This window comes from Myxococcus sp. CA033 (genome assembly GCF_013336625.1).
GTDB classification, from domain to species: Bacteria; Myxococcota; Myxococcia; order Myxococcales; family Myxococcaceae; genus Myxococcus; species Myxococcus llanfairpwllgwyngyllgogerychwyrndrobwllllantysiliogogogochensis.
In genome coordinates this window covers 263,994-290,371 of the sequence record NZ_JABUMU010000003.1, presented here as the reverse complement: position 1 = coordinate 290,371, position 26,378 = coordinate 263,994, and the positions used below count along the sequence as shown (strand labels likewise).

The window sequence follows — 26,378 nt, the reverse complement described above, 5'->3', positions numbered from 1 at the left end:
CCACGAGCCCAGGAGCTCGCCATGAGACTGTCCGGTCTGTTCGCCAGTGTCGTCCTGGTGACGGTGTTTCCTGTCCTGGCCCGTGAGCGATTGCCGACGGTGGATGTCTTCACCACGGCTCCGTCTTCTTCGCTCGCACACCTCGCTCGTCCGGACGCTCCGGGTCTTTCCATCGCACACGAAGAGGAGCGCCTCGGCGTCCCCACCTTCGTCTGGGGTGACGGGACCCAGGCGAAGGTGTCCGCGAGCGCCGCGCCCCAGCGTCCCGAGCAGGTCGCTCGTGGGCTGTTGGAGCGGTACGCACCGGTGTATCGCCTGGAGCGCACGGACGCCGACCATGTGCCAGTGACCGCCGTGCAGCGACTTCCCTCCGGGGGTGGAATCGTCACCTTCGGACAGCGCGTGGAGGGCATCGAGGTCTTCCGCCAGTCGTTGAAGGTGTTGTTGGATTCGCGCCAGTCCCTGGTGGCGATGTCGGGGCACCTGAGTCCGGTGGGTTCGACTCCGCGCTTCTCGAAGGGCGCGGCGTTCATCCTCCAGCCCCGCGAAGCGATTGCCCGGGCCTACCGTGACCTGGAGGGACACGCGTTGCCGCCAGCGAGCCTCGCTGAAACGGGCCCCGCGCGGCCGCCCTACCAGTCCTTCGAGCTGTCACCGGGTCCCAGGACGGTCCGGCTGCGAGGGACCACGAGGACGAAGCCCGTCTACTACCCGATGCCGGACGCGTTGGTGCCGGCGTACTACGTGGAGCTGGGCACCGAGTCCGTGACCGAGGGACCTGGCGACCTCTACGCGTATGTTATCGCCGCTGACGATGGACGGCTGCTCGTCCGCCACTCGCTCACTCGAGAATCGGAGGCCTTCACATACAAGGTATGGGCGGACACCGCTTCGCCCTTCGTTCCCTTGCATGACCCCACGGGTCATCAGGGCAGCCCTCACCCCACGGGCCTGCCGGATGGTTATCAGGCGCCCCTGGTGGCTCCCAATCTGGTGACGTTGCGCAACGCGCCCTTCAGTCGGAATGACCCGTGGCTGGCTCCGAGCGCCACGCGCACCGAGGGCAACAACGTGGAGGCCTACGCGGACCTGGTGGACCCCTATGGCGAATACGGCCCAGGGGACCTGTACGCGGTCCTCTCCGAGGCGGGGGTCTTCAGCCATGGCTATGACCATCGCCACGGGCCGAGCATCACCGACGAGCAGCAGATGGCGGGCATCACCCACGCCTTCTACGTCACGAACTTCCTGCACGACTGGTTCTACGACTCGGGCTTCGACGAGGCCGCGGGCAACGCGCAGCACGACAACTTCGGGAGGGGAGGGCTGGAGGAAGACTCCATGGTGGTGGGGACGCAGGTTTTCTGGGCGCGCAACAACGCCATGATGGACACTCCGGCGGATGGGGCGCGGCCGTTGATGACGCTCTTGATCTACGACAACCGCTCCGCCAGGGACCTCTACGTCCAGACCTCTGGGGGTACGAAGGGGCCCTTCATGCTGGGGTTCGCGGACTACGGCCCCCAGGTGTTCGACGTCAGCGCCAACGCGGTGCTGGCCGTGGACGGGGTGGCGGGCGGCACGGTCAACGATGCCTGCGAGCCATTGACGAACGCGGCGGAAGTCCAGGGCAAGGTCGCGGTCGTGGACGGGGGCAGGAGGTGCGACTCGCTCATCAAGGCGATGCACGCACAGCAGGCGGGAGCGATTGCTGTCCTCAGCGCCCCGAGGAACCTTGTCCGGAATGCCATGGGCTTTCCCGGTCGCTCCAGTGTCGTCACCATCCCCGTGGCCAGCGTCACGACCGAGACGGGGGCGCTGGTGCGCGCGGCGCTCGAGGAAGGAGACACGACGCTGCGGCTCGTGCGAGGGGGGCCCGCCAGGGATGGCGCGCTCGACTCAGGCCTCCTCGCTCACGAGTGGATGCACTACATGTCCAATCGCCTCGTCGGTGACGGTGTCGGCCTGTTCAATGGCCAGGGTGCATCGATGGGCGAGGGTTGGAGCGACTTCGCGGCGCTGCTGCTGAAGGCGCGCGCGGAAGACGCGCAACTTCCCGCGAACGCGCACTTCAGCGGTGTGTATGTCCCCAACGGGTACATCCGGGCGGCTGAAGCCAATCAGGCATACTACTGGGGGGTCCGTCGCTATCCATACACGACGGACCTGGGCAGGAACCCGCTCACCTTCCGGTTCATCCAGGACGGAGTGTCCTTGCCGGAGGGAATCCCTTTCAACGGCGAGCCCGCGCAGTGGCCGAACGCGGAGTTCCACAACTCCGGAGAGGTGTGGGCCGTCATGCTGTGGGAGTGCTACGTGGCGCTCCTGCGCGACACGGAACGCCTGTCCTTCGCGGAGGCCCAGTCGCGAATGAAGGATTACCTCGTCGCATCGCTCAAGCTGACGCCCGTGGACCCCACGTTCCTGGAGGCGCGGGATGCCCTGCTCGCGGCGGCGTTGGCGCGAGACTCCCGCGACTTCGAGCTCTTCTCCCAGGCGTTCGCCAGACGTGGCGCTGGCCTGAGGGCGGTGGCTCCGCATCGAGACTCCCTGGACCACGCGGGAGTCGTCGAGAGCTTCTATTCAGGCAAGGACCTGTCCCTTGTGCGCTTGGAGCTGATTCAGGGCGCGCGCTCCTGTGACGACGACGGCATCCTGGATGCGGGAGAACAGGCACGCGTGCGCCTCACGGTCCGCAATGCGGGGACGGGGCGGTTGGAGCGGTCGACCCTGACGGCGACGAGCGACTCGGGCGACCTGATATTCCCCGAGGGGAGCACCTGGTCCATTCCTCCGTCCGACCCCTTCCAGGAGGTGCGCGCGGAGTTCCCCGTGGAGCTCCTGGGCGGCACGTCGCGACGATGGCTCAACATGAGCCTCGCCTTCCGGGACGAAGCGCAGACCGTGCCGGGAGACCAGACCGCGTCACTTCCGCTCTGGGTGAGCCGGGATGAGGTCCTCGCGTCGAGCGCGACGGAGACGGTGGATGCGGAGCGGCACCCCTGGCGCTTCGAGCACGACCCCTCGGACAGCAGGAGGTCCTGGGTGCGTGAAGTCTCCGCTGAAGGGGGATATCTGTTCCATGCCCCCAACCTGAGCCATGTGGGGCTGCGGGCCCTGGTCTCGCCCCCGCTCCAGGCGGCCACGGACCGGCCGCTGCGTTTCACCTTCCGACATCGCCACGACATCGAGACCTATTTCGAGGACGAAGCGCCGCCCGTCTATCTCGATGGGGCCGTCATCGAGCTGAGCACGGATGATGGGCAGACGTGGACGGACCTCGGCGAGGCGGCGACGCCCACGTACAACGCCTTCCTCGAGGACCCCTGGGGCTACGAGAATCCGCTCGCGGGCCGTTCCGTCTACAGCGCGAGGAACAGCGGCTACCCCGCCTTCGAGACGGTGAGCGTGGACCTGGGCATGACGTACGCGGGCCAGACGGTGCGCGTGCGCTTCCTCTACGGCACCGACTTCATCGACAGCGTCTTCGCCACGATCGCTGGCTGGGATGTCGACGACCTCCACTTCGAGGGGCTGGTGAATACGCCCTTCACCACGGTGGTGGACGACGCGGGGCTGTGTCTCAACCAGGCGCCCGTGGTGAGTCCGGTGCCGGAGCAGGAGGTGAACGAGGAGAGCCGCGTCGAGGTGACGGCGGAGGGAACGGACCCGGAGGGGGCTGCGCTGACGTACGCGTGGACCCAGACCTCGGGGCCGCCGGTGACACTGGAAGGAGCGACGACGGCGACGGTGCGCTTCACGGGGCCCAAGGTGAAGGAGCCCACGGAGGTGAAGCTGCGAGTGGTGGCGAGTGACGGGAAGCTCCAGAGCGCACCGGTGGAGGCCGTGGTGCGAATCCGGGACTCGAAGCCGGACGGGTGTGACGACTGCGCGTCGGGAGGACCGGGCGCGTCGCTCGCGTGGCTGTTGACGGCGCTGGGATTGGCGGCGCAGAAGCGACGCCCGTCGTGAGCCCTGGCGCGGGGGCTCAGTCCTTGTTCTCGCGCCGGTTCTCGAAGTGGACGAAGTCGATGAGGAACGTGGCGGCCACGGCCAGGGTGCGCAGGAGCGCGCCCCTCAGGGCGCCGTCGAACTGGACGCCGAAGCTGTCGGCGTCGGTGAACAGCTCCTTGCCGAAGCCGCTCCACCGCTTGGCGATGGTGCCCACCTCGCGACCGCCCTCTTCAATCACGAACGTCCACGGACGGAAGAGCGGGCCGCGCAGGTGGCCCAGCTCCTCTCCGCCGGGGCCGACGATGTCATAGGCGCGCGTGAAGAAGCGGAAGCGCTGGCGCACGCTGCCCAGGAGTCGCCCGTCGCCGTCCTCCACATCCATGCGGGCCAGCCAGAAGCGCCACGGCCGTCGCAGCCGCAGCGCGACGGCGCCCGAGGGCGACTTCAGCTCCATCGTGAAGGGGCGTTTGGCCTTGAAGAAGTTGCGCAGCAACAGCAGGCCCAGCCCGCTGCCCACCTCACCCGCGAAGAAGACCGTCTCTCCGTCGTCCCCCACCACCTGGTACTTGTTGCGTCCCTCGAAGCCGGTGAGGATTTCTCCCCACTCCTTCACCTGACGGACGCGCAGCGCGCGCTGATGTTGGAGGGACGCAAGGGCGGTGGAGTCGACGGGCATGGGCTCTTTCCAGGCACTGCGAGGCGGCGTGATTAGAACTGACCCGCCAGCGCCATGCCCGCGCCTTCCTTGCCCATCAGGGTGGGAGTCAACATCACCTGGGGGAGCCGGGGCGCGTCGAAGTTGCGCGTGAGATAGGCCGTGAGGGCCAGCCCGCCCAGGGCGCCGACGCCCGCGCTGATGAGGATGGCGTCGCCGTTGTCGCCGCTGTCGCCGTCGTCGCCGCCCGTGAAGGTGTACATGGTGCTGGCGCCGAGCAGTCCGCCGACGATGCCGCCCGCGTCGATGAGCAGCATGCGGCCCCGGGATACGGGCAGGCTGCGCGACAGCACCGCGAAGCCGATGATGCCGGCGGACGTCGCGGCCAGCTCGGCGGCGAAGAAGGACTTCGTGTTGTCGCTCTCCGACGTGGCCAGGAACAGGGCCGTCACCACGCCGGCCCACAGGCCACCGGAGTTGGCCATGGACACCTGCCCCGCGGTGGGCTGCACCAGGTTGGCGAGCAGGACGCCCACGCCGGTGAAGCCCGCGCCGCCGATGATGGCGGCCCTCAGCGCATCATCGTCCTCCAGGTCGAAGGCGAGCATCGACGCGATGCCGAACCAGAAACCCCATACGGTGCCGGAGTTGATGACGGCCGCCTGCCCGGAGGTGATGCCACCTTGCGACAGCAGCAGCGCGCTGGTGACTCCCGCGCCCGCTCCGAGCATGGACGCGGCCACGTAGCCCTGGTCCCTGCAGTCCGCGATGGCGCACAGCAGGATGCCCTGCGTCGCGCCGTGCAGCGTCTGCACCACCGTCAGCGAGGCGACGGCGGCGCCCGAGCGACGCTCCGTATTCTCATAGACCGCCGCCTGCGCCAGCTTCGCGCCGGGCTTGAGCCGGGCCCGGGTGAGCCGTCCGAACTCGGTGGCGTAGGGGTGCTGGGGACAGACGGCGAGGACCTCGGTGAAGGCCTCGGAGGCCTGGGTGTCCTTGCCTTGGATGAGCGCGTTGAAGCCCTCGTTGTAGCGAGCCTCCGCTTCGGGAGGGCACGCGTCGGGCGTGGTCATCAACGGAGGCGCCGTCAGGGTCTCCGACGTGAGAGGTGCTGATGAGGCAGGTGCGGTCTGCGCTTCATCCCCGACTTGGGTGGCACTGAGAGCAACGAGCAGGAGGGTGGCGAGCGTCATGGGCGCCACCCACTCTATGCGACGACCTCGGCCCGTTCACGAGGGAGGGGCCGAGGTCGCCGGAGACTTCAAGGAGTCATGCCCAGAAGCGCCGCGTCAGCGGGTGGCGAGCGTATCGACGTGCTGACGCAGCTCGGCGTCGTTGCCCAGTCGGCCGTTGAGCCCGGCGAGGGGCCTGGCCGCCTGCTCGATGCGACCCCGGGTGCGCGGGCCCGCCGCGACGAGCCAGGCCACGCCCAGGGCCAGCTCCGCGACCTCGGGAGCGCCGGTGAGCTGGGCGGCGAGCGTCAGCAGGGCCTCCACCGCCTTCTTCACCTGGGCACCATGGAGCGCGTGGCTGCTGGTGATGCCCTCGCGCAAGAGCTCCAGCAGCGCGAGCGCGGTGGCGCGAGCCTGCTGCACGGGCTCCGGTCCGGGGCCGGTCCCCGCCCACAGTCCATTGGCGAGCTGTCGTCCCAGCAGGGCCTCGGCCCCCGCTTCCTGGGGTTCGGCGTCGCGGGCGGACGCGGAGAAGCCCTCCTCCTGCTCGGAGGCCAGGCCGTCCGCGTAGGTGTCGTCATCATCGGAGAAGGAGGGTGGCTCCATCTTCGACTCCTTCATCACGGACTTTTCGGCCGAGCCTCCTCCGAAGAGGCCTCCCAGGAGGCCTCCCTTCTTCTTCTTCGCCATGTCCGGGGCCTGGGCCGTGCTGACAAGCTTCCTGAGCGGGGCGGCCGGTGCGGGGGCGGGAGGAGGCGGGGGTCCGCCGGCGGAAGCCATGACGGCGTGAGCGGGGGCCTGCCTCGACGGGGGGCCCGCGGCCACGGGTGCGCTACCACCCCGGCCGCGAGCACCAGGGCGCTGGATGACGGGAGCGACCTCGGCCTCTTCGTGCTTCTGCGTGCCGAACATGGCCCAGCCCGCGGGCGCATTCACCGGGACGACGCGCGTCTCCGGCTGGCCCGAGGCGCGCCTGTCACCGGTGCGCTCCTCCACGACGACGAAGGACGTGTAGCGCGTGACAATCTGGTGCTCGACGGCGAGCTCGACGATGCGCTTCTTCATGGAGTCGGCGCGGCGGCCGGTGAGGCTCGCGGCCTCCCAGCCCTTGATGCGCTCGGCGGCCCACAACTTCTCCACCGCGGGGCGGTCCGACTCGGCGGGAAAGTCCACGCGAACGGTGAGCGCGAAGGGCTCGCGGCCCGACCGGCCCCTCAGCGTCACCTTGCCGGTGCCCGGCGTGGGGTAGCGGCCCAGGAGCGTCCAGGGCATGCCGTCGACCATGGGAGGCAGCTCGCCGGGGGCCAGTTCCGTGCCCTCGACGCCGTCGAAGTAGACCTGGAGTTCAGTGATGCGCGGCGCGAGCGCGCGGGAGAACTGGGCGACGACCTTGTCGTCGATGCGCTCGCCGGGGTGGATGAACTCCACGTCGCCGCCGGTCTGCTTCGCCATGTCGCGCAGCAGGGCATCACTGACGTTGGTGCCGATGCCGAACGAGTACACGCGCGCGGACTTCCGCTCGGCGAGCACGGCGCGGAGGATTTCGTCCTCGTTGCCCACCTGTCCGTCCGTCAAGAGCACGAGCACGCCGTCCGGCGCGGTGCGAGCCGCGGCCTGCATGGGCCCGAGCAGCTCCGTGCCGCCGTCGGCCCGGAGCGCCGCCACCCACCGGTCCGCCTCTTCCAGCATGCGCTGGGTAAAGGGCACGGGCAGGGGCTGGAAGGAGCGGAAGGAACTCTCGAAGGCGATGACGTTGAAGCGGTCGCCTTCGCGCAGGTGTCGCAGGCAGAGCCGGAGCGCGGCCTGGGCCTGGGGCAGGCTGTCGCCGTCCATGGAGCCGGAGACGTCCACCAGGAAGATGACCTCCTGCTTGGGGGGCGCGGAGGCCATGCCCAGGAGGTCGGGCACCACGGTGAGGGCGAACGTGCCGGGCTTGTCGCCCTTGCGGTGCGTGGCGAGCGGGGTGAAGACGGCGCTCGTATCGGAGCTGCGCAGGGAGAGGACCAGGTCGCGGTCCAGGGACACCTCTCCGCGAGAGAAGCTCACGCGGGCGCGGGTGCCGCTCTCGCGGGTGACGGTGATGGCGTGCGAGGGGCTCTCGACGATGACCTCGCGGCCCAGGTCGACGAGCAGGTCCATGCGCAGGCCGTACTGCACCTGGCCGATGGGAGGAGAGATGCGGTCCGCGTCGGGGACTCGCGGCGTGGGCTCGGCGCTGCCGTGGCCGGTGCGGTCTCCGGCGGGCTTGCCGGGGATGTAGCGCGGGGCGACGAGCGTGGGGAGCATCCACCGGACGCTGCCTTCCTCGGCGGTGACGGCCTGGAGGAACTCCACCTCGACGATGGTCTCCTCGTTGGGGAGGAGGTTGCCCACCTGGGCGGTGAAGACGTTGGAGCGCTCCTCGTCGAGCAGGGCGGCGCCATGGCCCGCGGTGACGGCGTCGTCATAGGCGCGGAAGGCCTCCTCGCGCTCCTTGACGATGCCTTCGACGCGGCGGCCCGCGCACGTCATGGAGAAGGCGGAGAGGGTGCCATCCGAGGGCAGGGGGAAGGTGTAGACGGCTTCGATGGGGCGGGGCTCGTCGTTGCGGTAGCGCTGGCGCACGCGCACGCGCGCATGTCCGCCGAGCAGCTCACCAGTGACTTCGACGCCCTGAAGGGGAACCTGCGCGCCCTCGCGAGTGAACAGCCCTGCATGCTCTTTCGTCATGGCTTCTCCTTGTCCTGGAACTCTTCGATGAGGGCCCGTACGCGCTCGGCGAGGGCTCGAACCTTGGCATCCGCTGAATCCGCCACATGCAGCTCCAGACCGGGGATGAGTTCCCAGCGCTGGTAGCGTGTCGTCGTCGTGGGACGCGGGCCGGTGGCCGGCGGTGCCACGATTTGTGAATCGGTGAGGCTCGTCGGCCCGTACGTGGGCGGAGTCGGGGTGACGTCCGACTCGGCGAGCTTGCGCAGCTCGTCGAGCGACAGGCGCTGGAGCTCCACCTGGATGGCATCCAAGGGGAGGAACCGTGCCTGGAGGACCCGGATGGCCTTGAGTCGTATGACGTGCTCCTCGCCATACACGGTGTCCGGCCCCCGAAAGGGCGGCGCGGGGAGCAGACCCCGCTGGACGTAGTAGCGCACCGTGCGTGGCGAGACGCCCGCCTCCTCGGCCAGCTCCGCCAGCTTCCACTCGCTCTGTGTCTTCCGCGTGTTCACGACTCAGACAGTATGACTCGACACCTTTAGTGTCAAGTCATCAGTGTCGAGTTTTCGCGAGGGTGGTGTCGAGATGTCCGGGTGGGATGGTGTCGGAATGGTGCGGTTCGAGTGTCGAGATGGACTGTCGAGTTCGAAGGGTGAGGAGGGGGCCGAGGGGTGGGTTGCATGGGGGAGGGGAGGGGTGGAACAGAGGGGGGATGAACGGTGTGTCGGATGGGTTGGACCTCTCGTCGATACGGCTGATTGGGACGGCGGTGACGCCGGCGGTGATGGTGTCGGCGTGCGGCATCGTGGCGACGGGGTTGGACAATCAGATTGCGCGGATGACGACGCGGATGCGGGAGATGTTGAGGGAGGCGCGGCAGTTGCCGGAGGGGAACTCGCGGCGGGATTTGTTGCGGCAGGAGGTGGTCATCCTGGACCGGCGGCACGCGATACTCGCGAGGGCCATCGCGCTCACGTACACGGCGCTGTTGGCGTTCGTGGTGACGTCGTTGCTGTATCTGACGAAGCGTCAGCTCGACATCCCGGAGTCGCTGCCGGTGTTGTCCTTCGCCATCGGCGTGTTGTTGCTGGGAGCGGTGGCGGTGCTCGCGTTGGCCTCGCTGCGGCTGAGCCGCCTGGCCATCAAGCTGGAGCGGGAGGAACTCTTCGGAATCACCCGCCCGCCACCGCGCCTGTAGAGGTCCGCGTCAGGTGAGGCCGCCCACGGGAGGTCCGTCCTCGTCGCCATGACTGTTGGAGTGGCGCCTGTCGTCCTCGCCCGAGCCGAAGCCGCTGCGAGCCGCCGCGGCGCCGACGGCGCGCAGGATGTCGAGCGGGATGGGGAGGATGGTGTGATTGCCGCCCGTGGTGATCTCCACCAGCGTCTGCAGATATCGCAGTTGAAGCGTGGCGGGGTTGCGGCTGAGCACGTCCGCCGCCATGGCGAGCTTCTCGGCGGCCTGGTGTTCACCCTCGGCGGCGATGATTTTCGCGCGACGCTCGCGCTCGGCCTCGGCCTGTCGAGCGATGGCCCGCTGCATCTCCGGGGGCAGGTCGATGTGCTTCACCTCCACGTTGGAGACCTTGATGCCCCACGGGTCCGTGCGCGCGTCGAGCACCTGCTGGATTTCGTGGTTGATGCGCTCGCGCTCGCTGAGGAGTTGGTCCAGCTCCACCTGACCCAGAATCGCGCGCAGCGTCGTCTGCGCGAGCTGGCTGGTGGCATAGAGATAATCCTCCACCTGGAGCACGGCCTTGTCCGCATGGATGACGCGGAAGTAGACGACGGCGTTGACCTTCACGCTGACGTTGTCGCGGGTGATGACGTCCTGTGGAGGCACATCGCGAGTCACGGTGCGCAGGTCGATGATGACCATGCGCTCCACGAAGGGGATGAGCCAGCGAAAGCCCGCGCGCTTCAACCCCACGAAGCGGCCGAGCCGGAACACCACGCCGTTCTGGTACTCGTTGACGATGCGCACTCCGGACATGAACAACAGGAAGAGCACGCCCAGCGGAATGAGGAACCCGAGCAGTCCGAACAGGTCGGTCATGTCTTCACCTCGTCGACGAAGAGGGTGAGCCCTTCCACGCGCCGCACCACCACGTGTGCGCCGCGCTGGATGGGTGAGGGAGAGGTGGCGCGCCAGCGCTCACCATGGACGAACACTTCACCGCTCTCGGGAGTGACGGGGGCCAGCGTGGTGCCCTCCTCGCCCACGAGTCCCACGTCTCCGCCGCGCTGGGGCAGTCGCCGCGTCTGCGCGCTCCTCCACGCGACATAGGCCGCCGCGCCCGCGAGGACCAACGTGGTGGGAATCAGCCACGCCCACGACACCCCGAAGGAGCGGTCCACGAACCAGTCCGGGTCCACGCGGTCCACCAGGAACAGTCCTCCCAGGCCCAGCAACACCACGCCCGTGGCGCCGAGCAGTCCACTGGTGACGAACAGCTCCGCGATGATGAGCGCCGCGCCGAGCAGCAAGAGGAGCAAGGCCCCCGTGCTCACGGGCAGCGCGGACGAGGCCACCAGCGCGAGCACCAGCGCGACCACGCCGATGAGTCCGGGGGCGATACCACCCGGGTGTGCCAGCTCGACGACCAGTCCCAGCGCGGCCATGAGGAACAGCAGATAGACAATCGCGGGATGCGCGAGCGCATGGACCGCGCGCTGTGAAAGGCTCGGAGTCAGCTCCACGAGTCGAGCGTCGCGAGTGGACAGCCGCACCGTGTCCCCCCCCGCCACCTGCACCGAGCGCCCATCCGCCCAGGCGAGGAACTCCGACTCGCTGGAAGCGAGGTGCTCCACCACGCGCAGTTCGACCGCGGCGTTCGCGCTGATGGCGACGCTGTCGCGCACGGCGGAGGCGGCCCACGAGGCATTGCGGCCCCGCTGCCGAGCGATGCTCTCCGCGAACGCGACGGTGTCGTTCTCCACCTTCCGAGCCATCTGAGCACCACCGGTCGCCTCCGGGTCCTGCCCGGTGATTCCCGCGACAGGATGCGCGGCGCCGATGTTGGTGCCGGGAGCCATGGCCGCAAGAGTGGAAGCCAGGGTGATGAAGACGCCCGCGCTGCCCGCATGCGCGCCGGAGGGCCCCACCCAGACGAGCACCGGCACGGAGGATCCAAGGAACGCCCGGACGATGGCGCGAGTCGCCTCCAGCGAGCCGCCCGGCGTATCCAGTCGAACCAGCAGCGCCGAGTGTCCACCAGCCTCCGCGCGCCGCACGCAGTCGGACAGATAGGCGCCCGAGCCGGTGTCCACCACGCCTTCCAGTTCACAGGAGGCCACGGTGGAGGAGCCGGGCGTGGGGCTCGCTGGAGGTGTCGCCGCGAGCAGGCCCAGGGCCATCAGCATCAAGAGCAACGCGGCTCCGGTCTTCCCGAGCTGGACATGGCGTGAGCGCAAGTCACACCCCCTGAAGAGAGAGGGGGGAAGGATGCGATGGGACGATGTCTCGCGCGGGGAGGGGCCGTGCGGAGGACATGGCGTCGAGCAGCCTCAGGTGGTCCAGCAGCAGCCGTGGCATGAGGAAGTGCTGGCGCACATGCTCTCGGCCGCGTTCACCCAGGAGGTGGGCCTCTTCCGGCTGGCGCAGCAGGTGGAGCAGGGCCTCGGCGCACTCCTCTTCTGTGTCCACGAGGACTCCGCCCGTGCCCTCGGGAAGCTGCAGCGGAATGCCGCCCGTGCGACCGCCGACGACGGGAGTGCCCTTCCAGAGCGCTTCGGAGACGACGAGCCCGAAGCCTTCGCGCAGGGACTTCTGGACGACGACCTCCGAGCGCGCCTGGAGCGCGTTGACCTCGATGTTGCCCACACCGACCAGGTTGGTGAGGACGTGGATGAGTCCATCGTGCCGGGTAGCCGCGCGGAGCTCCTCGTAGACCTCCCAGCCTTCGGGGTCATCCAGGGCGAGCGAGCCGACCAGCGCGAGCTGCAGGTCGGGGACATGTGGACGCACGCGCTGGTAGGCGCGGACGACGCCCAGCGGGTCCTTCCAGCGGTCGAAGCGACTGACCTGCGTGACGAGGGGCCGGTGGGTGCGGATGCCAATCCACTCGAGCACGTCGCGCGCGAGGGGCTCGGGAAGGGGATGGTTCTTGGGACTGAGCGGGTCGATGGCCGGCGCGTGGACGCGCACGTTCCGGATGGGGAGCGCGGGAGGAATGAACTCCGGCAGGGTGAAGATGGCGGCGTCGTAGTCGAGCAGGTAGGGCGACAGCAGTTCCCAGAAGCTGGGGTTGGGTCGAGACGTGTCGATATGGCAGCGCCATATCCAACGCGCGTCGCGATTGCCGCTGAGGGCCGCGAGCGCCGCGGGCTGCGGGTCGTGGACGAAGATGAAGTCGTAGTCCTCGGAGTCGGAGATGAGTCGGCGGGCGTTGAGCTGGGAGTTGGCCAGATAGATGGCCTTCTCGGACTCGGTGAGCTCGCCCGGAGCGCCCTGGAGCCCGTTGTGGATGCGTTTGGTGACCTGGAAGAAGGCCTCGTCGCCGTGGATGAGCTTCCAGTCGGTCACGATGCCCAGGTCGTTGTAGAGGGGGACCAGCGAGCGGAGGATTTCGGAGACGCCTCCCCCATAGGGCGTGGCGCTGAGGTGCAGACAGCGAGCGCCGCGCAGTCGTTCAGCGCAGTGGGAGAGGGCGTCGAGCTGCGCGTCGGGAGCGACACCGCGATAGGTGGCGAGTGAGCGCTTGCCGACATCCACGACATCCAACATGGCTTGAGGCTCCCGGGGTGTGAGGCCACTCCCGAGCCAACGGTGCTCATGCCCGACGGGGTCTTCCCGAGGTGCCGCGTGCATGTCCGGTAGCCGGCATCAGAAGTGGGCGCCAGCCTGTCGGGCTGCTCACCGGGTGGTGAGCGCGCGCCACAGGCAGCACCTTTCCTCGTGCGGCGTGGGCCGCCCAAGTCGTGCCAAGACTCGAAGGGGAGGAGTCATGCGCCGTGTCGTCCTCATCGCCGCCCTGTGCCTGGCCGCCGTACCGCTGGCTTGCAAGACCACCCAGCCCCCTGGGGCGGAAGAGCAGGAGCCGCTTCAGGGCCCTGACCAGGTGAGGGAGCCCGTGCAAACCGTACCGGACGAACCGCCCGGGCCCGCCACGCCCATGCCCGCCCAGCCCGACGCGGGCACGACGGAGACGCAGCCGCAGCCGGAGTAGCGCGGCGTCACGCGACGGAGGTCCGCCGCGGCGAGTCGCGAGCCAGGAGGGTGCTCCTCTCCTGGTCCGCGAGGTCGTGACACACCACCCGACGGTCCTCGTGACACCGCCGCTCGGCTCGCGCACAGTTCGCGCGGACCCGCGTGGAGGCTGAATCCGCCGGGACAGGCGGAGGCGCACGGTGCAGACCACGGTCTATCTGGCAGAGCGAATCTGGACGCTGGACACGGAGCGTCCGCTGGCGCGAGCCCTGGCGGTGCGTGACGGGCGCGTGGTGGCGGTGGGCACTCGCGACGAAGTGAGAGCGACGGCTCCCGGTGCGCGAGAGGTGGACCTGGGAGCCGCCACGGTGGTGCCAGGACTGGTGGATGCTCACGCGCATCTGCACGGCCTGGGTCGCAGTCTGACGACGGTGCGACTGGAGAAGTCGCCGTCCGTGGAGGAGGCGGTGCGTCGGTTGTCACAAGCGCCCGAGTCCAGCTTCCAGGGCGACTGGCTTCTGGGAAGAGGCTGGGACCAGAACGAGTGGCCCGGTGGTGCCTTTCCGGGGAGGGCCGAGCTGGATGCCCATTTCCCCACGACGCCCGTGTTCCTCACGCGAGTGGACCACCACGCGGCCTGGGTGAACGGCGAGGCGCTGCGCAGGGCAGGCATCTCCCGCGACACGCAGGACCCCGAGGGTGGCCGCATCTTGAGGGATGCGAAGGGAGAGCCCACGGGCGTGCTGGTGGACAACGCCATGGACGTGGTGGCCGCGGCGATGCCGCCGCCCACGAAGGCGCAGCTCGAGACGCGGCTCCGGGCGGCGCTGGAGCGCTGTGCACAAGTAGGACTGACGGGAGTCCACGACGCCGGCATGGACCTGGATGCCTTCCGCCTGCTTCAACAGTGGGACGCGGAGGGCACGCTCCCGCTGCGCATCTACGCCATGGCCGCGGGCCAGGGGGACGAGCGGCACGCCTATCTGGAGCAGGGCCCCTGGCAGGGACGGATGTTGAAGATGCGGGCGGTGAAGTTCCTGGCGGATGGTGCGCTGGGCAGCCGGGGCGCGGCGCTTCATGAGGACTACTGTGACGAGCCCGGGCAGCGCGGCCTGTTGTTGATGTCGCCCGAGGAACTCGAGTCGCGGGCGCGTGCCTTCATGTCGAAGGGCTTCCAGGTCTGCATCCACGCCATTGGAGACCGTGCCAATACCTTGGTGGTGGATGTGCTGACGCGCGTGTCGGAGGAGACAGGCACGAAGGCGTTGAGGCACCGCGTGGAGCACGCGCAGATTCTGCGGCGCGAGGACATCACCCGCCTGGGGGCGGCGGGGCTGGTGGCGAGCGTGCAGCCCACCCATGCCACCAGCGACATGCCGTGGGCGGAAGCGAGGCTGGGCCGCGAGCGGCTCCGGGGTTCCTATGCGTGGCGCAGCCTGAAGGAAGCGGGGGCGAACCTCGCGCTGGGCAGCGACTTTCCCATCGAGAACCCGGACGTCCTGGCGGGGCTGTACGCGGCGCGCACGCGACAGGACGCCACGGGAAGACCGGAGGGCGGCTGGCTGCCGGAGGAGGCGCTGTCGGGGTACGAGGCCCTGGAGGGCTTCACGCGGGGGCCGGCGTGGGCCTCCTTCGAGGAGGCCAGGCGCGGCGGGCTGGCGCCAGGACAGGACGCGGACTTCGTGGCGCTGTCGGTGGACCCGGTGGAGGGACCCGCGAAGGCGCTGGTGGATGCACAGGTGCTGGCGACGGTGGTGGCGGGCGTGGAGGTGTACCGCGCCTAGCCTTGAGCGCCGGAGGGCTCACACGCTGAAGATTTGAGAGCGCGCCGCCTCGGCGATGGCGACGACGGCGGGGTGGCGCAGGCGGCGCTCGACGGTGATGGCGTAGAAGCAGGTCTCGATTTCGTCGGTGCGGCCGATGACGGAGCAGTTGTACTCACGCTCCATCTGCGCCTCGATGACGGAGGGCATGGCGAAGACGCCGTGGCCGCTCTGTCCAAAGGCCTGGAGCAGCGCGCTGTCGTCGAAGTCACCGGCGATGAGGGGGCGCAGGCCCTGTCGCTCGAACCAGAGGTCCAGCGAGCGGCGCACGGAGGACTCGTCCGAGGGCAGCAGCATGGGCGCGCCGTCGAGGGAGCGGGGGAAGTCCTTCTTGAGATGCCGCAGACTGTCGGCGGCGAAGAAGGACACGCCACACTTTCCGAGCAGGTGGTTGAAGGAGCGGACGCTGACGGGCTCGGAGCTGGGAGCGTCGGCGAGCACCACGTCCAGCTCGTGCAGGGCGAGCGAGGCGAGCAGCTGGGGCAGGGGGCCTTCGCGGCAGATGATGCGCAGCGACGGGCCTGCTTCGAGCGCGGGCTTGAGGAGCTGCTCGGCCACGAGCTTGGGAATGACGTCGAGGATGCCCACGTTGAGGCGGAGTTGTTGGCCGGGGGGCAGGCCAGCGACCACGTTCTTCAGCTCGTTGCCCAGGCGGAAGATTTCATCGGCGTAGCGCATGACGGTGCGCCCCACGTCCGTGAGGACCAGCTTTCGGCCCTGTCGCTCGAAGAGCTTGTGGCCCAGCGACTCCTCCAGCAGCTTGAGCTGGCTGCTGATGGTGGGTTGAGCGAGGTGCAGTTCTTCGCCCGCCTTGGCGATGCTGCCCGCCCGCGCAACCGTCCAGAAATACAGGAGATGGTGGTAGTTGAGCCAACTCATACCCATAGAGATAACCTATGGGTTGCGTTCAAACTACCTAATTTTATTAAGAATGGTCCTGGCTTATCTCTACGTGCATTCGGGGGCGAGTTCATCGCCCCGAAGAGACCGGAGGAGGTCCATGGAAGCCATCAACGTGAGCGTGTCCTGTGAGTCGCCTGAGCTTGTCGTGGTCGACGAGGCGGTGGAGGCGCGGGTGCGAGAGCACCTGGTGCTGGTGGAGCGGCTGGCGTGGAAGTACCGCTGGACGGGGTTGCCGCTGGACGAGCTGGTGGCGGAGGGCAACGTGGGGTTGATGGAGGCGGCGGGTCGGTTCGAGGAGCGGGGGATTCCGTTCGGGGCGTACGCGAGCCAGTGGATTCGGGCGCGCATCCGGGCGTACGTGGGCCGCAACTGGAGCATGGCGGGCGGGCGGGCGCCGTGGGTGGTGTTCCAGCTTCGGCGGGAGCGGGCGCGGCTGGAGGCCCGGTGGGGGGAGGGGCACCCGGAGGTGATGCGCCGGCTGGCGGACGCGCTGGGGAAGAAGGAGGAGGACGTGGCCCGTGCGACCGAGTCGTTGGCCAGGGACGTGTCGCTGGACGCGCCGGTGACGCCGGACGGGGAGGTGACGCGGCTGGAGGTGTTGGAGGGGGAGGGTGAGTCGCAGGAGGAGGTGGTGGACCGGGCGCAGTGGGCGGCGAGGCTGCGGGCGAGCGTGGAGGAGGCCTGGCCGGAGCTGGACGCGAGGGAGCGGGCGCTGGTGGAGGAGCGGATGTTGGCGGAGGAGGCGGCGAGCGCGGAGTTGCTGGCCCGGCGCTTCGGGGTGACGGCGGTGCGCATCCGGCAGATCGAGCAGGGGCTGAGGGCGAAGCTGAAGAAGAGGCTCACCGCGAGTCTGACGACCTGGGACGCGGAGGCGATGCCTCGTGCCGCATGACGAAGGGAAGGGGCGCCGGGAAAAGGGTGCTTGACGGCCCTGGGAAGGGCTCGATATGAGAGCGCGGCCTCTCGCGGTGACCCGTACGCCCAGGTAGCTCAGTCGGTAGAGCAGGGGACTGAAAATCCCCGTGTCGGTGGTTCGATTCCGCCCCTGGGCACACAGAGTTGAAAAGTTTGGGGCCCTGGACTTCGGTTCAGGGCCCTTTCTTTTTGGCCTGGAGGGCCCACGCTGACAGGGCCCCCAGGGTGTGCGTGCCGACGTCCTAGTTACAGGGCGCGCCGCAGACGCCAGCCTCACGGGCCACACATTGGGGCGTGTTGAGGCAGGGCAAGCCATCGCCCGTGCAGCAGCCGATCAACGCCTCGGACTCGACCGGTGGATTCGCGGGTGGAGCCGAGGGGATGAACAATCCCACCGCGAGGGCGAAACTCAGGACGACTCCCGAAACGAGCTTCAGCATCATCTGGGGCTCCTTGGGTTGAGAGGCATCTGGAAGGGTGCTCTCAATGGGGCTTCAATCCAAGACGCCCTCTGTCGATGGAGCCGCTCATATGTTGAGCGTCCATCGGTTTGTCTGTTCATCCCACTGCGCGCTTCCCCGGTACAGCCAGGGGGCCAGAGGTGCCTCTCGGCTGAAGACGAATGCGGTCTCTCCAGGTCTACGGTCCGCGATTCGCGACGCCATGACGCCGAGCGCCTCGAATTCGCCTTCTCCCGTGGCCATGAGGAACAGGTGGCCTTCGTGTCGTCCTGTCTTTGGGACGGCGCTCAATCCAAATCGGCCCATGAGCTGCTCGTCCGTGAGTTGTGCTCCTGGCGTAGGGCCCACGCTTTCGGGTGTCACGACCTCCACCAGCAGGGCGATGGGCATCAGGCCCTCGGCTGCCTGTGACGTGGCGTAGCTTGGATTGTCGGACCGCAGGACCCAACGGCCTTCGTCCTTCGCGAGCCTCTTCACTTGATAGGCATACCCTGCGGCGTCGGGGACCTGGATGAGCGCCACCCTGCCTTCCATCGCCTGGAGTGAGAGGTCGCGCGCGTAGCGCATCACCAGCCAGTCGCCGTTCCGGATGGGCCGCTCTCCTCCGTTCATGGAGTCGCCAGTGGCCCTCACCGCGAACAGCCCGTCACCCTGTGCCTGGATGGGAAGCCGGACATGTTCCGCCTCGGGTGCCTGCTCCAGCGCCAGTACATGGCTCGCGGCCCCCGCCGCGGCGCGCAGGGTGGGGAACGCGACACAGCGCACCGCTCGCTTGAAGGGAATCACCTCGGCCTGTATGGGCTCGACCGACCAACCCTCTGTTCGTGGCGTGAAGCGCACTCGAAATGCCGTGCCCCGCTTGCCAGCGGCGTCGCCGAACCATTGCGTCAGGAGCTTCGGGAGCTGGTTCTCCTCCGTCCCAGATGGCCTCGCGACGTTGACGGCGATCTTCACGAAGTTGAATCGCCAGACGGCTCCATCCGGAACCCTGACGTCGGTGAGGCCACTGGGAAGGTCCGGACGCTGCTGTCGCTCGGGCAGCTTGAGAATCGGGTGGCGCCCGTTGGTGATGACCTGTGCCTCGAAGGCTGTCCCTGGAGCCTGACTCTGGACGAGCCGGCGACGACGGTATTGCGCCAGTCGGTACTCGACCAGCTCTCGCGTCATCTCCTCGAAGGCTGCTCGTGTGTCCTCGGACACCGTGAACCGGGGCACGAGCCTGTCTCCCTCGATGCGGAACCACCTGCCGTCCTGTGTCCACTCGGTGACCGGGTTCGCCGTCCAGAACGCGAGGAACTTCGATGCGCTCGGCTCCCGTGGGTCATCCAGCGTCGTGACGCCATCGAGGTCCTGGAGCAGCTCGGGCGAACGCTGGAGAATGGACAGACTCCGGTGGGCCAGCTCGGACAATGACAGTCCTCCCCACAGTGCCTCCGCTTCGAGCAAGGCCTCCAGCAACACCAGCTTGAAGCACTTGCTCATGGGCGTGAGCTCGAGGTTCCGGAACCAACCCGGGTCCTGCTTCAGGGTGCGTGCCTGTGCTTCGGTCAGGTCGCGCTCCGCTTCCACGAAGTGGAACCAACCCGCGTACGCATCCCGCTTGAGCAAGGAGGCGGGGGAGTAGCCCGAGCGGTAGAGTTCTCCGATGGTCGGACGCTGGCCGCGCACGGTCCTCAGCTCGCGATACATGCGCGCGACATCGGTTTCGCCAGGGGCCAGGAAGTGTTGAAGCAACTGCTTGGCTTCCAGCGCGACCTGCACGGAGCAGCCCGGAGGGAGCTCGGGTTGCTTGCCTTGGACCAGGAAGTCCCTCAGCGAGACGGAACTCCGGCCCAGTGCCAGCAGCGTGCGCACCCGGTCGAGGAACATCCGATGGTTGCCCACGAAGTCGATGACGGTGACGCGCTCCTTGCCGTCGTGCTTGCGCAAGCCACGGCCCAGTTGCTGAAGGAAGACCACGGGTGACTCGGTCGGTCTGAGCAGGACCACGCGGTCGATGCTCGGCACATCCACCCCTTCATTGAAGAGGTCCACCGAGCACACCGCGTCCAGCGTGCCGTTCCCCAGTTCTCGCAAGGCCTGCGCCCGGTCCGCGGAGTCGGGCCCCGAGTACACCGCCGCCACCCGCACGCCCTGCCTGCTCAGCCACTGCTGGACGCAGTTCGCGTGGGAGACGGAGACGCAGAACACCAGGGTCCTGCTCGCCGCGTGCTCCTCCCAGGCGCGCCACAGCGTCTTCATGCGCGCTTCCGTCTGAACCGCCTCGCTCAACGCCTCCGGGTCGAAGCTCCGGCTGCGCCACGGAATGTTCTCGTACGGAACGTCGTCCTTCAGCCCGAAGTAGGCGAAGGGCGCGAGCAACCCTTGCTGAATGCCTTCGCCAAGGTCCGCGCGGTAGGCCAGGTGGTCATCGAACAGCCCCAGGATATCCCCGTCGTCCGCTCGCTCGGGCGTCGCCGTCAGGCCGAGCAGGAACGCCGGTTCGAGACGCGAGAGGATGGCCCGGTAGCTCGCGGCGGCGGCATGGTGCACCTCGTCCACGATGACGTAGTCGAAGGCCGCCGCTTCTCGCAGCGCCTGGAGTCCTTCGGGATTCGAGAGCTTCTGGACCGAGGCGAACACCAGGTCGCCCGCGAGCGACGACTTCGCTCCGACAAACCAACCGAAGCGCAGCGACGGGAACTGGCGGCGGAAGGTCTCCGCGGCCTGGACGAGCAGCTCCTCACGATGGGCCAGGAACAAGACGCGCGGCTTCTCGGCTCGCTCGTCACCGAAGGCCGCGACGTCCAGCGCGGCGAGCCACGTCTTGCCGAGTCCCGTCGCGAGCACCACGAGTGCTCGGCGGCGACCTTCTCCGCGACTCGTCCTCAACGCGAGCAGGGCTTCCTGTTGGAGGATGTGCGGCTGGCGTGGCGGGAGCGCGGGTTCCTGCTCCACGGGGGCGACGACGCGTTCCATGATTCGTGCACGGCGGGCGTACTGCTCGACCCAATCCGCTTCCAGGGGCGAGGCCCTTTCCCACCACAGCTCGAAGGCGTCGACCACTTCGCTCCAGGCCTTGGGGTCCCGGTCCTGCTCGACGCGCAGGTTCCACTCGATGCCTGTCTTCAGCGCGGACCGGGAGATGTTGCTCGAGCCCACGTATGCCACCGCGAGCCCCGGGCCCTTGAAGCGCCAGGACTTCGGATGGAAGGACGACACACGCGCCTTCTCCACTTCCACCACGCGCGCCTCGAAGTGTCCCCGGGCACCGCCTTTCAGGACCGTGTCTTCATCCATCCAGTCCAGCAGGCGACGCAGGGCCTCCGCCTGGGTGATGGTCAGATAGTCGCCCGTGAGGATTCGCACCCGCGCTCCTCGCGCCAGGGCCGCATCCACGGATTGCCGCAGCACCTCCAGCCCGCTGTCCTGAACGAAGGCCGCGAGCACCGCGATGTCCAGCGCGCGAGAGAACAACGGCTCCAGGTGAGTAAGGAACGGGTCCTCCAGTCCACCCGTGGCGAGTGGCTTTGTCTGAGCCGCCAGATAGTTGCCCTTGCCCGGGATGACGTGACGGATGCCCCCGCGCGCGTCCGCGACGTCATCCTGGAACCTCGGGATGACGTGTACATGCAGATGGAACACCGTCTGCCCGGCCGCCACGCCCACGTTGATGCCCAGGTTGTAGCCGTCCGGTCGCAGCTGCGTGTCCAGCCCCCGCTTCACCTCGTCCACCAGCTCGAAGAGGGCCCGCTGCTCCTCGGCCGTGGCGTCGAACCAGGTGGCCACGGAGCGGCGGGGAATCACCAGCGTGTGCCCGGGACTGACGGGAGAGCCATCCCGGATGGCGAAGGCGAGCGTGTTCGAGGCGACCCACTCGGCTTCGGGAATCAGCAGGAAAGGGGAGGACACCTCGCCACCCTATCCCAGCCACTTGGTTCTTCAGGACGGACCTGGCGTGTGGAGTGACATCGCCTCGCGGAAGGACTCAGAGCTCGTTGAAGATGAGCAGGCCGCGGGTCGAGTCCACGACGTACACGTAGCCGTCTCCTGGGACGCGGATGCCCATGGCGCCTTCGACATTCCAGTCACCTCGGTCGGGGTCGGACTCGCGGAAGGTGTTGAAGTAGGCGATTTCGCGCGGGTTGGTCGGAATGGAGACGTCCAATACCCGCAGCCCCTCCTGGTAGTAGGCGATGTAGAGCCGCTTGTCCTTGAGGATCATGTTGTGGATGGAGGCGTGGAAGCGGAGCTTGTACGTGCCGATGAGCGGGATGTTCGTGGGGTCCGTGACGTCCAGCACGCGCAGATGGGTTCCCTGTCCTTCTCCACCCTCGAAGGCGATGGTCCTCCCCGCGAAGGTGCCCACCGCGCCCGCATGGCTCATGGACGAGCTGTTCTCGGTCTGGAAGGTGTATGTGCCCAGCTCGCGCGGACTCATCGGGTCCTTCACGTCGAAGACCACATAGCCCGAGCTGAAGTGGTTGATGTAGAGCCGGTCCTGGTAGGCGAAGGCGTCGTGCGCCGAGGGGATATAGGACGTGGTGTCCGAGACGACGATGCGGTTGAGCAACGTCGGGTCGCGCGGCGTCGAGATGTCGAACACGAGCGTCTCCCCGGTGGGCGCGGGCCCGGGCGACACGGCATACAGCCTGTTGCCATCCACGAAGAGGGTGTGGACGTTGATGGGCTCACCCCCCGGCACATTGCGCACGAAGAGGGGGTCCGCGGGGTTGGAGATGTCGAAGACGATGACCCCTGAGTTCCTGCTGGCCACGTAGAGCGTGTCGTCCTTCGTCCACGCGGCGTTCCAGAACGAGTCCCCTGGCAAGGTGATGCTCTTCTTGAGGACGGGGTGGCTCGGGTCGCTGACGTCGAACACCGCGAGCCCACCCTCTGTCCCCGCTTCGAGGCTGGTGGACACGACGTAGGCGTGCTTGTGGGCGACGTAGACGTCCACATGGAGCCCGTTCTGGGGGACATCCGATTCGGAGATGAGGCGCAGGCCGCCCGATGACTCGCTCTCCCCTCGTCCCCACGTCATCCGCGCGGCCTCGAAGGTGCCCCAGGAGGCTTTTCCATTGGCGCAGCGGGCGAAACAGCCCGTCACCATCCCAGATGGCTGAACGCCACACCCGACGATGACGGTCTGCCGGACCAGGTTCCGCAGGGTGTAGCGTGACGAGAACTGGAAGCTTCCAGTCACCTGCTGACGTGTGAGGGGGCGGCCCTCCATCGTTCCCGTGCTGCCGTCCGGCGGAATCCGGACGCCAACGAAGTCCGGATAGCCCGCGACGTTGCGCACGTCCACCCCATAGATGCCGTGCGCATCGAGGGTGGAGAGCGAGGCGGTGTCACACTTCGACAGGTCGAAGAGCGATGGCGAGTCGCAGTCGACGATGGAGCCCTGCACCCCGGTGAAGGTGCACGGTGCGTAGGGGCCCCGGTCGACCCAGTCCGTCGTCTCCACGAGCGGCGTGTACGTCCCGTCCCAGGGTTCCACGGGAGGAGGCGGTGGCTCCGCCGGCCCCGGCTTGTCGGAGCAGGCGAAGCACAGCAAGGCGCAGCCAATGACAACCGCACGGGGGGACAGTGAACCGAGGGCCATGCGAGGCTCCTATCGGGAGGCGAGGTCCGGAACGGACGCCGCACGCGAAGGGAGCGATTAGCGCAGGATTGCCCTTCGGGTCTGTATGGCAATGCCCTTAGCCCGGCGGGATGGCATTCACCGGGCAAGGATTGTTTGACCTCCGGACCAGGAGGTGCTCACCCGGCCGGAGGCTTCACCCCAATCACAGACCCTCCATGGCTGCGGAGGCGATTCGCGGGGCATGGCCGCCAACGTGGGATGCCCGCGCGTGAGGCCGCCCGCTTGCCGCGCCCATCCCAGCGAGCGCCTCCGCCCCCGTCAGGACCATGGCCACGTCAGGCGCCGTGATTCGCCGGCGGACAGGCAGGCGAGGAAGCCCCTCCTGCCGAGGTGCCGTGCCTCCCGGGAAGTCCCGCGAGTCGCCTCGGCACTCGTTTCGGGATTCAGGTACGGTCGGCCCGTTTCAGCAATGGCGTGGCCGTCGACAGCGGCCCGGAGGGTAGAGCGCGATGGTGGTGAGAAGCGAGGCGGGACCGACAGACTCGACCCGACAGGGGCGCCGGTTGCCGCCAGGGATGGGCCAGGTCCTGCTGGCCCTGCTCGCGGGCGGCATCGTGTTCGGGGGCATGCGGCTGACCTGGCCGTCAGGTCCCTTCCCCCGGTTCGAGCGACACGTGCTCCAGACGAGCGACATGGTTCTCGCGCTCGTGGTGGCGGTGGGCACCTTCATGGTCGCCTGGTCCTTCAGCCAGGGCGCCCGGCGGGAAGACCCGGTCTCGGTCCGCCATCGGTGGCGCCTCTTCCTGGGGCTGTGGGCGCTGTTCGCCCTTCCCCTGCTGCTGTGGTGGGTGGGCGAGTGGCCCGGCCATCTGCACAGCGATGCACGCCAATCGCTGCTCATCTCGTCGCTGCTCCGCGTGGAGCCCTGGCTGAGCACGCTCTGGAGCATCTGGGTGCAAGGGATTCACCGGTCCACCGGTCAATTCCCCTTCCTCTCCCTCTTCTGCGTCGTGGGCCTCGCCGCGCTGCTGGCGGACTTCTTCTCCCTGCTGCTGCACCTGGGGTTGTCGCGACGCCTGGGCGGCGTCTTCATCGCGCTCGTGGCGACGTCCATCCCCGTCGCCGTGCTCGTCACCAACCTCTCCCATGACGCCCTCAATGCGCTGCTGCGGCTGGGAATCGCGCTCATCCTGCTGCGGGTCCTGTCGCGGAAGGTGCTCTCCGGACAGTCCGGCGTCACGCCCGTGACGTTGCCCTCACTGGCGCTCCTCACCGGGGTGGCCACGTTGCTGCGGGGCGACAGCTTGGTGCTGTTCCTCTATGTCCCCGCCGTGCTGCTCCTGTCGCGGCAGGTGCGCATCGGCGCCGCCGTGGTGTTGTTGCTGGTCCCGGTGGCCATCAACCAGGTGTTCCGTCGCGTCATCGAGCCGCGGTTGATACTGAACGGGCCCGAGCTGGCGGAGCGGTATGCGGTGTCGCTGCTGCTCAACCCGCTCGGGTTCATGGTGGTCAACAAATACGTCACCGCCACCCCAGAGGAGGACCAGGCCACCATCGAAGCCGTGGTGACCTATTCCTGCCTGAGGGACCGCTACATCCTCGAGGAGTCCCCCTGCTACTGGAGCGACCTGCGCGCTCCCATCACGCCCGAGAAGATTGTCAGGCTGCGCGCCCTCGTCCTTCGCATGGCGCGAGACAACCCGGCGCTGATGCTCTCCAACCGGCTCATCACCTTCGCGGGCACACTGGGCCTCAGCCCACGCGCCTCCTTCCCCGTCATGGACTTCCGGGAGACGGTTCGTCCCGAGGACCTCTACTCCCCCAACGGCGCGGAGCTGCTCCGGCGATACGGGTTGGAGCACTCCAAGGCGCCCCAGGCCCTGGCGCGTGTCACCCACTGGCTGCGCGACGCGAGCCTCCCCTACGAGCATGGACGCTGGCTCTACTTCCCCTGGAATGGCCTGCCAGCGCTCCTGCTCACGTTGTGGCTGGTGTCGCGGTGGCGCACCCTGCCCGTGTCGGCGATGGTGGCGGGCGCCATCCTGGCACCCGCGGGTCTCGTCTTCATCGCCGCGCCCGCAAGTCACCCCTCGTACGTCACGGACCTCTGGGTGTTTGGCTACCTCGCCGTGCCACTGGCCTGGTTCGAGGCCCGCGTCCTGCGTGTGAGGGCGGCTTCCCGGGCCTCAGCGGGTGGGGAAGGCGGGAGCGCGGGTGCGGTCGACGTGGCCCCCGCTCACCTGAGCCACCACGGTTGAGGTGTACGGCCGTCCAGGTTGGCTGCTCCAGTCCTTCGCGAGGAAGGCCTCCGGGCTCCTCGCGAACTCCAGCGCGATGCGGCCCGTCTGGAGCGACTGGCGCATCATCCGCACGTTGCTCACCTGGTCCTCCTCGCGCCAGCTGAGCGGGAAGAAGCCGAAGCGCGAGCGCCGGTGGATGCCCGCCAGCAGCATGTGGATGTTGAAGGTGAGGCTGTCCGGAAAGCCCAGGTAGAAGCGGGGCTCCAGATAGCGGGCCGAGTACAGGTTGAGACCCGAGCCCAGGTCATGGACGCGGTGGCGCGCCGCCGCGGAGAACAGCAGGTTGAAGACGTGGTTGCCCAGGGTGCGCACGTGCGAATAGCCCTGGAGCCGCGAGCCGCGCATGAAGCGGCTTCCCAGCAGCGAGTCCTGCGCCCGGTACGCCCCTTCGTCCAGGTGGGGCACCAGGTCGTTGATGTCCGCCTGGTCGTCGCCGTGGAGGACGACCACCTGGTCGAAGCCGTGCGCGAGCGCGTACTCGAAGGCCACCTTGTGGGAGCCGCCCAGGTTGTAGTTGTCGTCGTTGACGAGCACCTTGCCCGGCAGATGGACCAGCTTGGACAGGCCCGTCACGGCGGCTTCCACGCCGTTGTCGCGACTGCCGTTGTCCACCACGATGATTTCGGCGAAGCGACGCTGGAGGGCTTCGCCGAAGCGGGCGAGCACCCGGGGAATCTGCCGCTCGCAGTTGTACATGGGGATGAAGACGAGCATGCGTTCGGCGGCCACGAGAATCTCCTTCGAGGGATGAGGTGCTGCGACGCGGGGGCTGCCTGGCGGGCCCCTTCG

The 26,378-nt window shown here is 68.2% G+C and carries 17 protein-coding genes and 1 tRNA gene; 7 read left to right on the top strand and 11 right to left on the bottom strand.

The annotated features are described in order from the left end of the window. Positions 1 to 21: 21 nt before the first annotated feature. A complete protein-coding gene (locus HUA78_RS11470) occupies positions 22 to 3,972 on the top strand; it encodes a myxosortase-dependent M36 family metallopeptidase (protein ID WP_174476278.1) in 3,951 nt (1,316 codons plus the stop codon). 16 nt (positions 3,973 to 3,988) lie between these two features. Here HUA78_RS11470 and HUA78_RS11465 read toward each other — a convergent pair whose 3' ends face one another. The 4 genes from HUA78_RS11465 to HUA78_RS11450 all read right to left on the bottom strand — a co-directional run bounded on the left by HUA78_RS11465 (position 3,989) and on the right by HUA78_RS11450 (position 8,984). Further along, complete coding sequence (locus HUA78_RS11465) at positions 3,989 to 4,630, bottom strand: phospholipid scramblase-related protein (RefSeq protein ID WP_141647572.1); 642 nt, start codon at positions 4,628 to 4,630, stop codon at positions 3,989 to 3,991. Positions 4,631 to 4,662: 32 nt separating this feature from the next. Then, positions 4,663 to 5,802 (bottom strand): hypothetical protein, encoded by a 1,140-nt coding sequence (locus HUA78_RS11460; RefSeq protein ID WP_174476277.1) that lies wholly within the window; start codon positions 5,800 to 5,802, stop codon positions 4,663 to 4,665. 96 nt (positions 5,803 to 5,898) lie between these two features. Further along, positions 5,899 to 8,490 carry a VIT domain-containing protein gene (locus HUA78_RS11455; protein WP_174476276.1) on the bottom strand — a complete coding sequence of 864 codons (2,592 nt, stop codon included), beginning with the start codon at positions 8,488 to 8,490 and terminating at the stop codon, positions 5,899 to 5,901. Then, on the bottom strand, positions 8,487 to 8,984 hold the full coding sequence (locus HUA78_RS11450) for a MerR family transcriptional regulator (RefSeq protein WP_141649444.1): 498 nt from the start codon (positions 8,982 to 8,984) through the stop codon (positions 8,487 to 8,489). Before HUA78_RS11450 ends, HUA78_RS11455 begins: the two co-directional genes overlap by 4 nt. A gap of 200 nt (positions 8,985 to 9,184) precedes the next feature. Between HUA78_RS11450 and HUA78_RS11445 the strand changes: the two genes are divergently transcribed. Next, on the top strand, positions 9,185 to 9,670 hold the full coding sequence (locus tag HUA78_RS11445) for a DUF2721 domain-containing protein (protein WP_174457385.1): 486 nt from the start codon (positions 9,185 to 9,187) through the stop codon (positions 9,668 to 9,670). A 9-nt stretch (positions 9,671 to 9,679) separates the two neighbouring features. On the opposite strand, the gene HUA78_RS11440 is transcribed toward HUA78_RS11445, so the two are convergent. The 3 genes from HUA78_RS11440 to HUA78_RS11430 are packed head-to-tail and all read right to left on the bottom strand — an operon-like array spanning position 9,680 to position 13,195. Next, positions 9,680 to 10,525: a slipin family protein gene (locus HUA78_RS11440; protein WP_141645532.1), complete on the bottom strand. Its 846-nt coding sequence runs from the start codon at positions 10,523 to 10,525 to the stop codon at positions 9,680 to 9,682. Continuing rightward, entirely contained in the window at positions 10,522 to 11,832 is a 1,311-nt protein-coding gene (locus tag HUA78_RS11435; RefSeq protein ID WP_174476387.1) for an NfeD family protein, read from the bottom strand. The genes HUA78_RS11440 and HUA78_RS11435 overlap by 4 nt, the downstream gene beginning before the upstream one ends. A 52-nt stretch (positions 11,833 to 11,884) precedes the next feature. Continuing rightward, positions 11,885 to 13,195, bottom strand: coding sequence for a glycosyltransferase (locus HUA78_RS11430; protein ID WP_174459921.1), 1,311 nt, complete (start codon positions 13,193 to 13,195; stop codon positions 11,885 to 11,887). Positions 13,196 to 13,415: 220 nt separating this feature from the next. Between HUA78_RS11430 and HUA78_RS11425 the strand changes: the two genes are divergently transcribed. Beyond that, positions 13,416 to 13,637 carry a hypothetical protein gene (locus HUA78_RS11425; protein ID WP_174457384.1) on the top strand — a complete coding sequence of 74 codons (222 nt, stop codon included), beginning with the start codon at positions 13,416 to 13,418 and terminating at the stop codon, positions 13,635 to 13,637. Positions 13,638 to 13,818: 181 nt separating this feature from the next. Further along, positions 13,819 to 15,402, top strand: a complete 1,584-nt coding sequence (locus tag HUA78_RS11420) for an amidohydrolase (protein ID WP_174459920.1) — start codon at positions 13,819 to 13,821, stop codon at positions 15,400 to 15,402. An 18-nt stretch (positions 15,403 to 15,420) separates the two neighbouring features. On the opposite strand, the gene nhaR is transcribed toward HUA78_RS11420, so the two are convergent. After that, positions 15,421 to 16,320 (bottom strand): transcriptional activator NhaR, encoded by a 900-nt coding sequence (gene nhaR / locus HUA78_RS11415; protein WP_141645528.1) that lies wholly within the window; start codon positions 16,318 to 16,320, stop codon positions 15,421 to 15,423. A 121-nt stretch (positions 16,321 to 16,441) separates the two neighbouring features. Between nhaR and HUA78_RS11410 the strand changes: the two genes are divergently transcribed. Both HUA78_RS11410 and HUA78_RS11405 read left to right on the top strand, forming a co-directional pair. Beyond that, positions 16,442 to 17,236, top strand: coding sequence for a sigma-70 family RNA polymerase sigma factor (locus HUA78_RS11410; protein ID WP_174459919.1), 795 nt, complete (start codon positions 16,442 to 16,444; stop codon positions 17,234 to 17,236). Between the two features lie 87 nt (positions 17,237 to 17,323). Continuing rightward, a tRNA-Phe gene (locus HUA78_RS11405) sits at positions 17,324 to 17,396 on the top strand. Between the two features lie 390 nt (positions 17,397 to 17,786). Here the strand turns inward: HUA78_RS11405 and HUA78_RS11400 are convergent. After that, on the bottom strand, positions 17,787 to 21,611 hold the full coding sequence (locus HUA78_RS11400; protein ID WP_174476275.1) for a DEAD/DEAH box helicase family protein: 3,825 nt from the start codon (positions 21,609 to 21,611) through the stop codon (positions 17,787 to 17,789). A gap of 76 nt (positions 21,612 to 21,687) precedes the next feature. Further along, positions 21,688 to 23,307, bottom strand: a complete 1,620-nt coding sequence (locus tag HUA78_RS11395; protein WP_174459917.1) for an LVIVD repeat-containing protein — start codon at positions 23,305 to 23,307, stop codon at positions 21,688 to 21,690. A gap of 557 nt (positions 23,308 to 23,864) precedes the next feature. On the opposite strand from HUA78_RS11395, the gene HUA78_RS11390 reads away from it, so the two are divergent. Continuing rightward, positions 23,865 to 25,547: a hypothetical protein gene (locus HUA78_RS11390; RefSeq protein WP_174476274.1), complete on the top strand. Its 1,683-nt coding sequence runs from the start codon at positions 23,865 to 23,867 to the stop codon at positions 25,545 to 25,547. Here HUA78_RS11390 and HUA78_RS11385 read toward each other — a convergent pair. Next, complete coding sequence (locus HUA78_RS11385; RefSeq protein WP_217442043.1) at positions 25,476 to 26,318, bottom strand: glycosyltransferase family 2 protein; 843 nt, start codon at positions 26,316 to 26,318, stop codon at positions 25,476 to 25,478. The two genes, HUA78_RS11390 and HUA78_RS11385, sit on opposite strands and share 72 nt — an antisense overlap. Positions 26,319 to 26,378 lie beyond the last annotated feature (60 nt).

Excerpts from the sequence above, each read along its gene's own strand:
- HUA78_RS11470 (WP_174476278.1), top strand. The coding sequence starts at position 22 with ATGAGACTGTCCGGTCTGTTCGCCAGTGTCGTCCTGGTGACGGTGTTT.
- HUA78_RS11465 (WP_141647572.1), bottom strand. The coding sequence starts at position 4,630 with ATGCCCGTCGACTCCACCGCCCTTGCGTCCCTCCAACATCAGCGCGCG.
- HUA78_RS11460 (WP_174476277.1), bottom strand. The coding sequence starts at position 5,802 with ATGACGCTCGCCACCCTCCTGCTCGTTGCTCTCAGTGCCACCCAAGTC.
- HUA78_RS11455 (WP_174476276.1), bottom strand. The coding sequence starts at position 8,490 with ATGACGAAAGAGCATGCAGGGCTGTTCACTCGCGAGGGCGCGCAGGTT.
- HUA78_RS11445 (WP_174457385.1), top strand. The coding sequence starts at position 9,185 with ATGAACGGTGTGTCGGATGGGTTGGACCTCTCGTCGATACGGCTGATT.
- HUA78_RS11440 (WP_141645532.1), bottom strand. The coding sequence starts at position 10,525 with ATGACCGACCTGTTCGGACTGCTCGGGTTCCTCATTCCGCTGGGCGTG.
- HUA78_RS11435 (WP_174476387.1), bottom strand. The coding sequence starts at position 11,832 with ATGCTGATGGCCCTGGGCCTGCTCGCGGCGACACCTCCAGCGAGCCCC.
- HUA78_RS11430 (WP_174459921.1), bottom strand. The coding sequence starts at position 13,195 with ATGTTGGATGTCGTGGATGTCGGCAAGCGCTCACTCGCCACCTATCGC.
- HUA78_RS11425 (WP_174457384.1), top strand. The coding sequence starts at position 13,416 with ATGCGCCGTGTCGTCCTCATCGCCGCCCTGTGCCTGGCCGCCGTACCG.
- nhaR (WP_141645528.1), bottom strand. The coding sequence starts at position 16,320 with ATGAGTTGGCTCAACTACCACCATCTCCTGTATTTCTGGACGGTTGCG.
- HUA78_RS11410 (WP_174459919.1), top strand. The coding sequence starts at position 16,442 with ATGGAAGCCATCAACGTGAGCGTGTCCTGTGAGTCGCCTGAGCTTGTC.
- HUA78_RS11395 (WP_174459917.1), bottom strand. The coding sequence starts at position 23,307 with ATGGCCCTCGGTTCACTGTCCCCCCGTGCGGTTGTCATTGGCTGCGCC.
- HUA78_RS11390 (WP_174476274.1), top strand. The coding sequence starts at position 23,865 with ATGGGCCAGGTCCTGCTGGCCCTGCTCGCGGGCGGCATCGTGTTCGGG.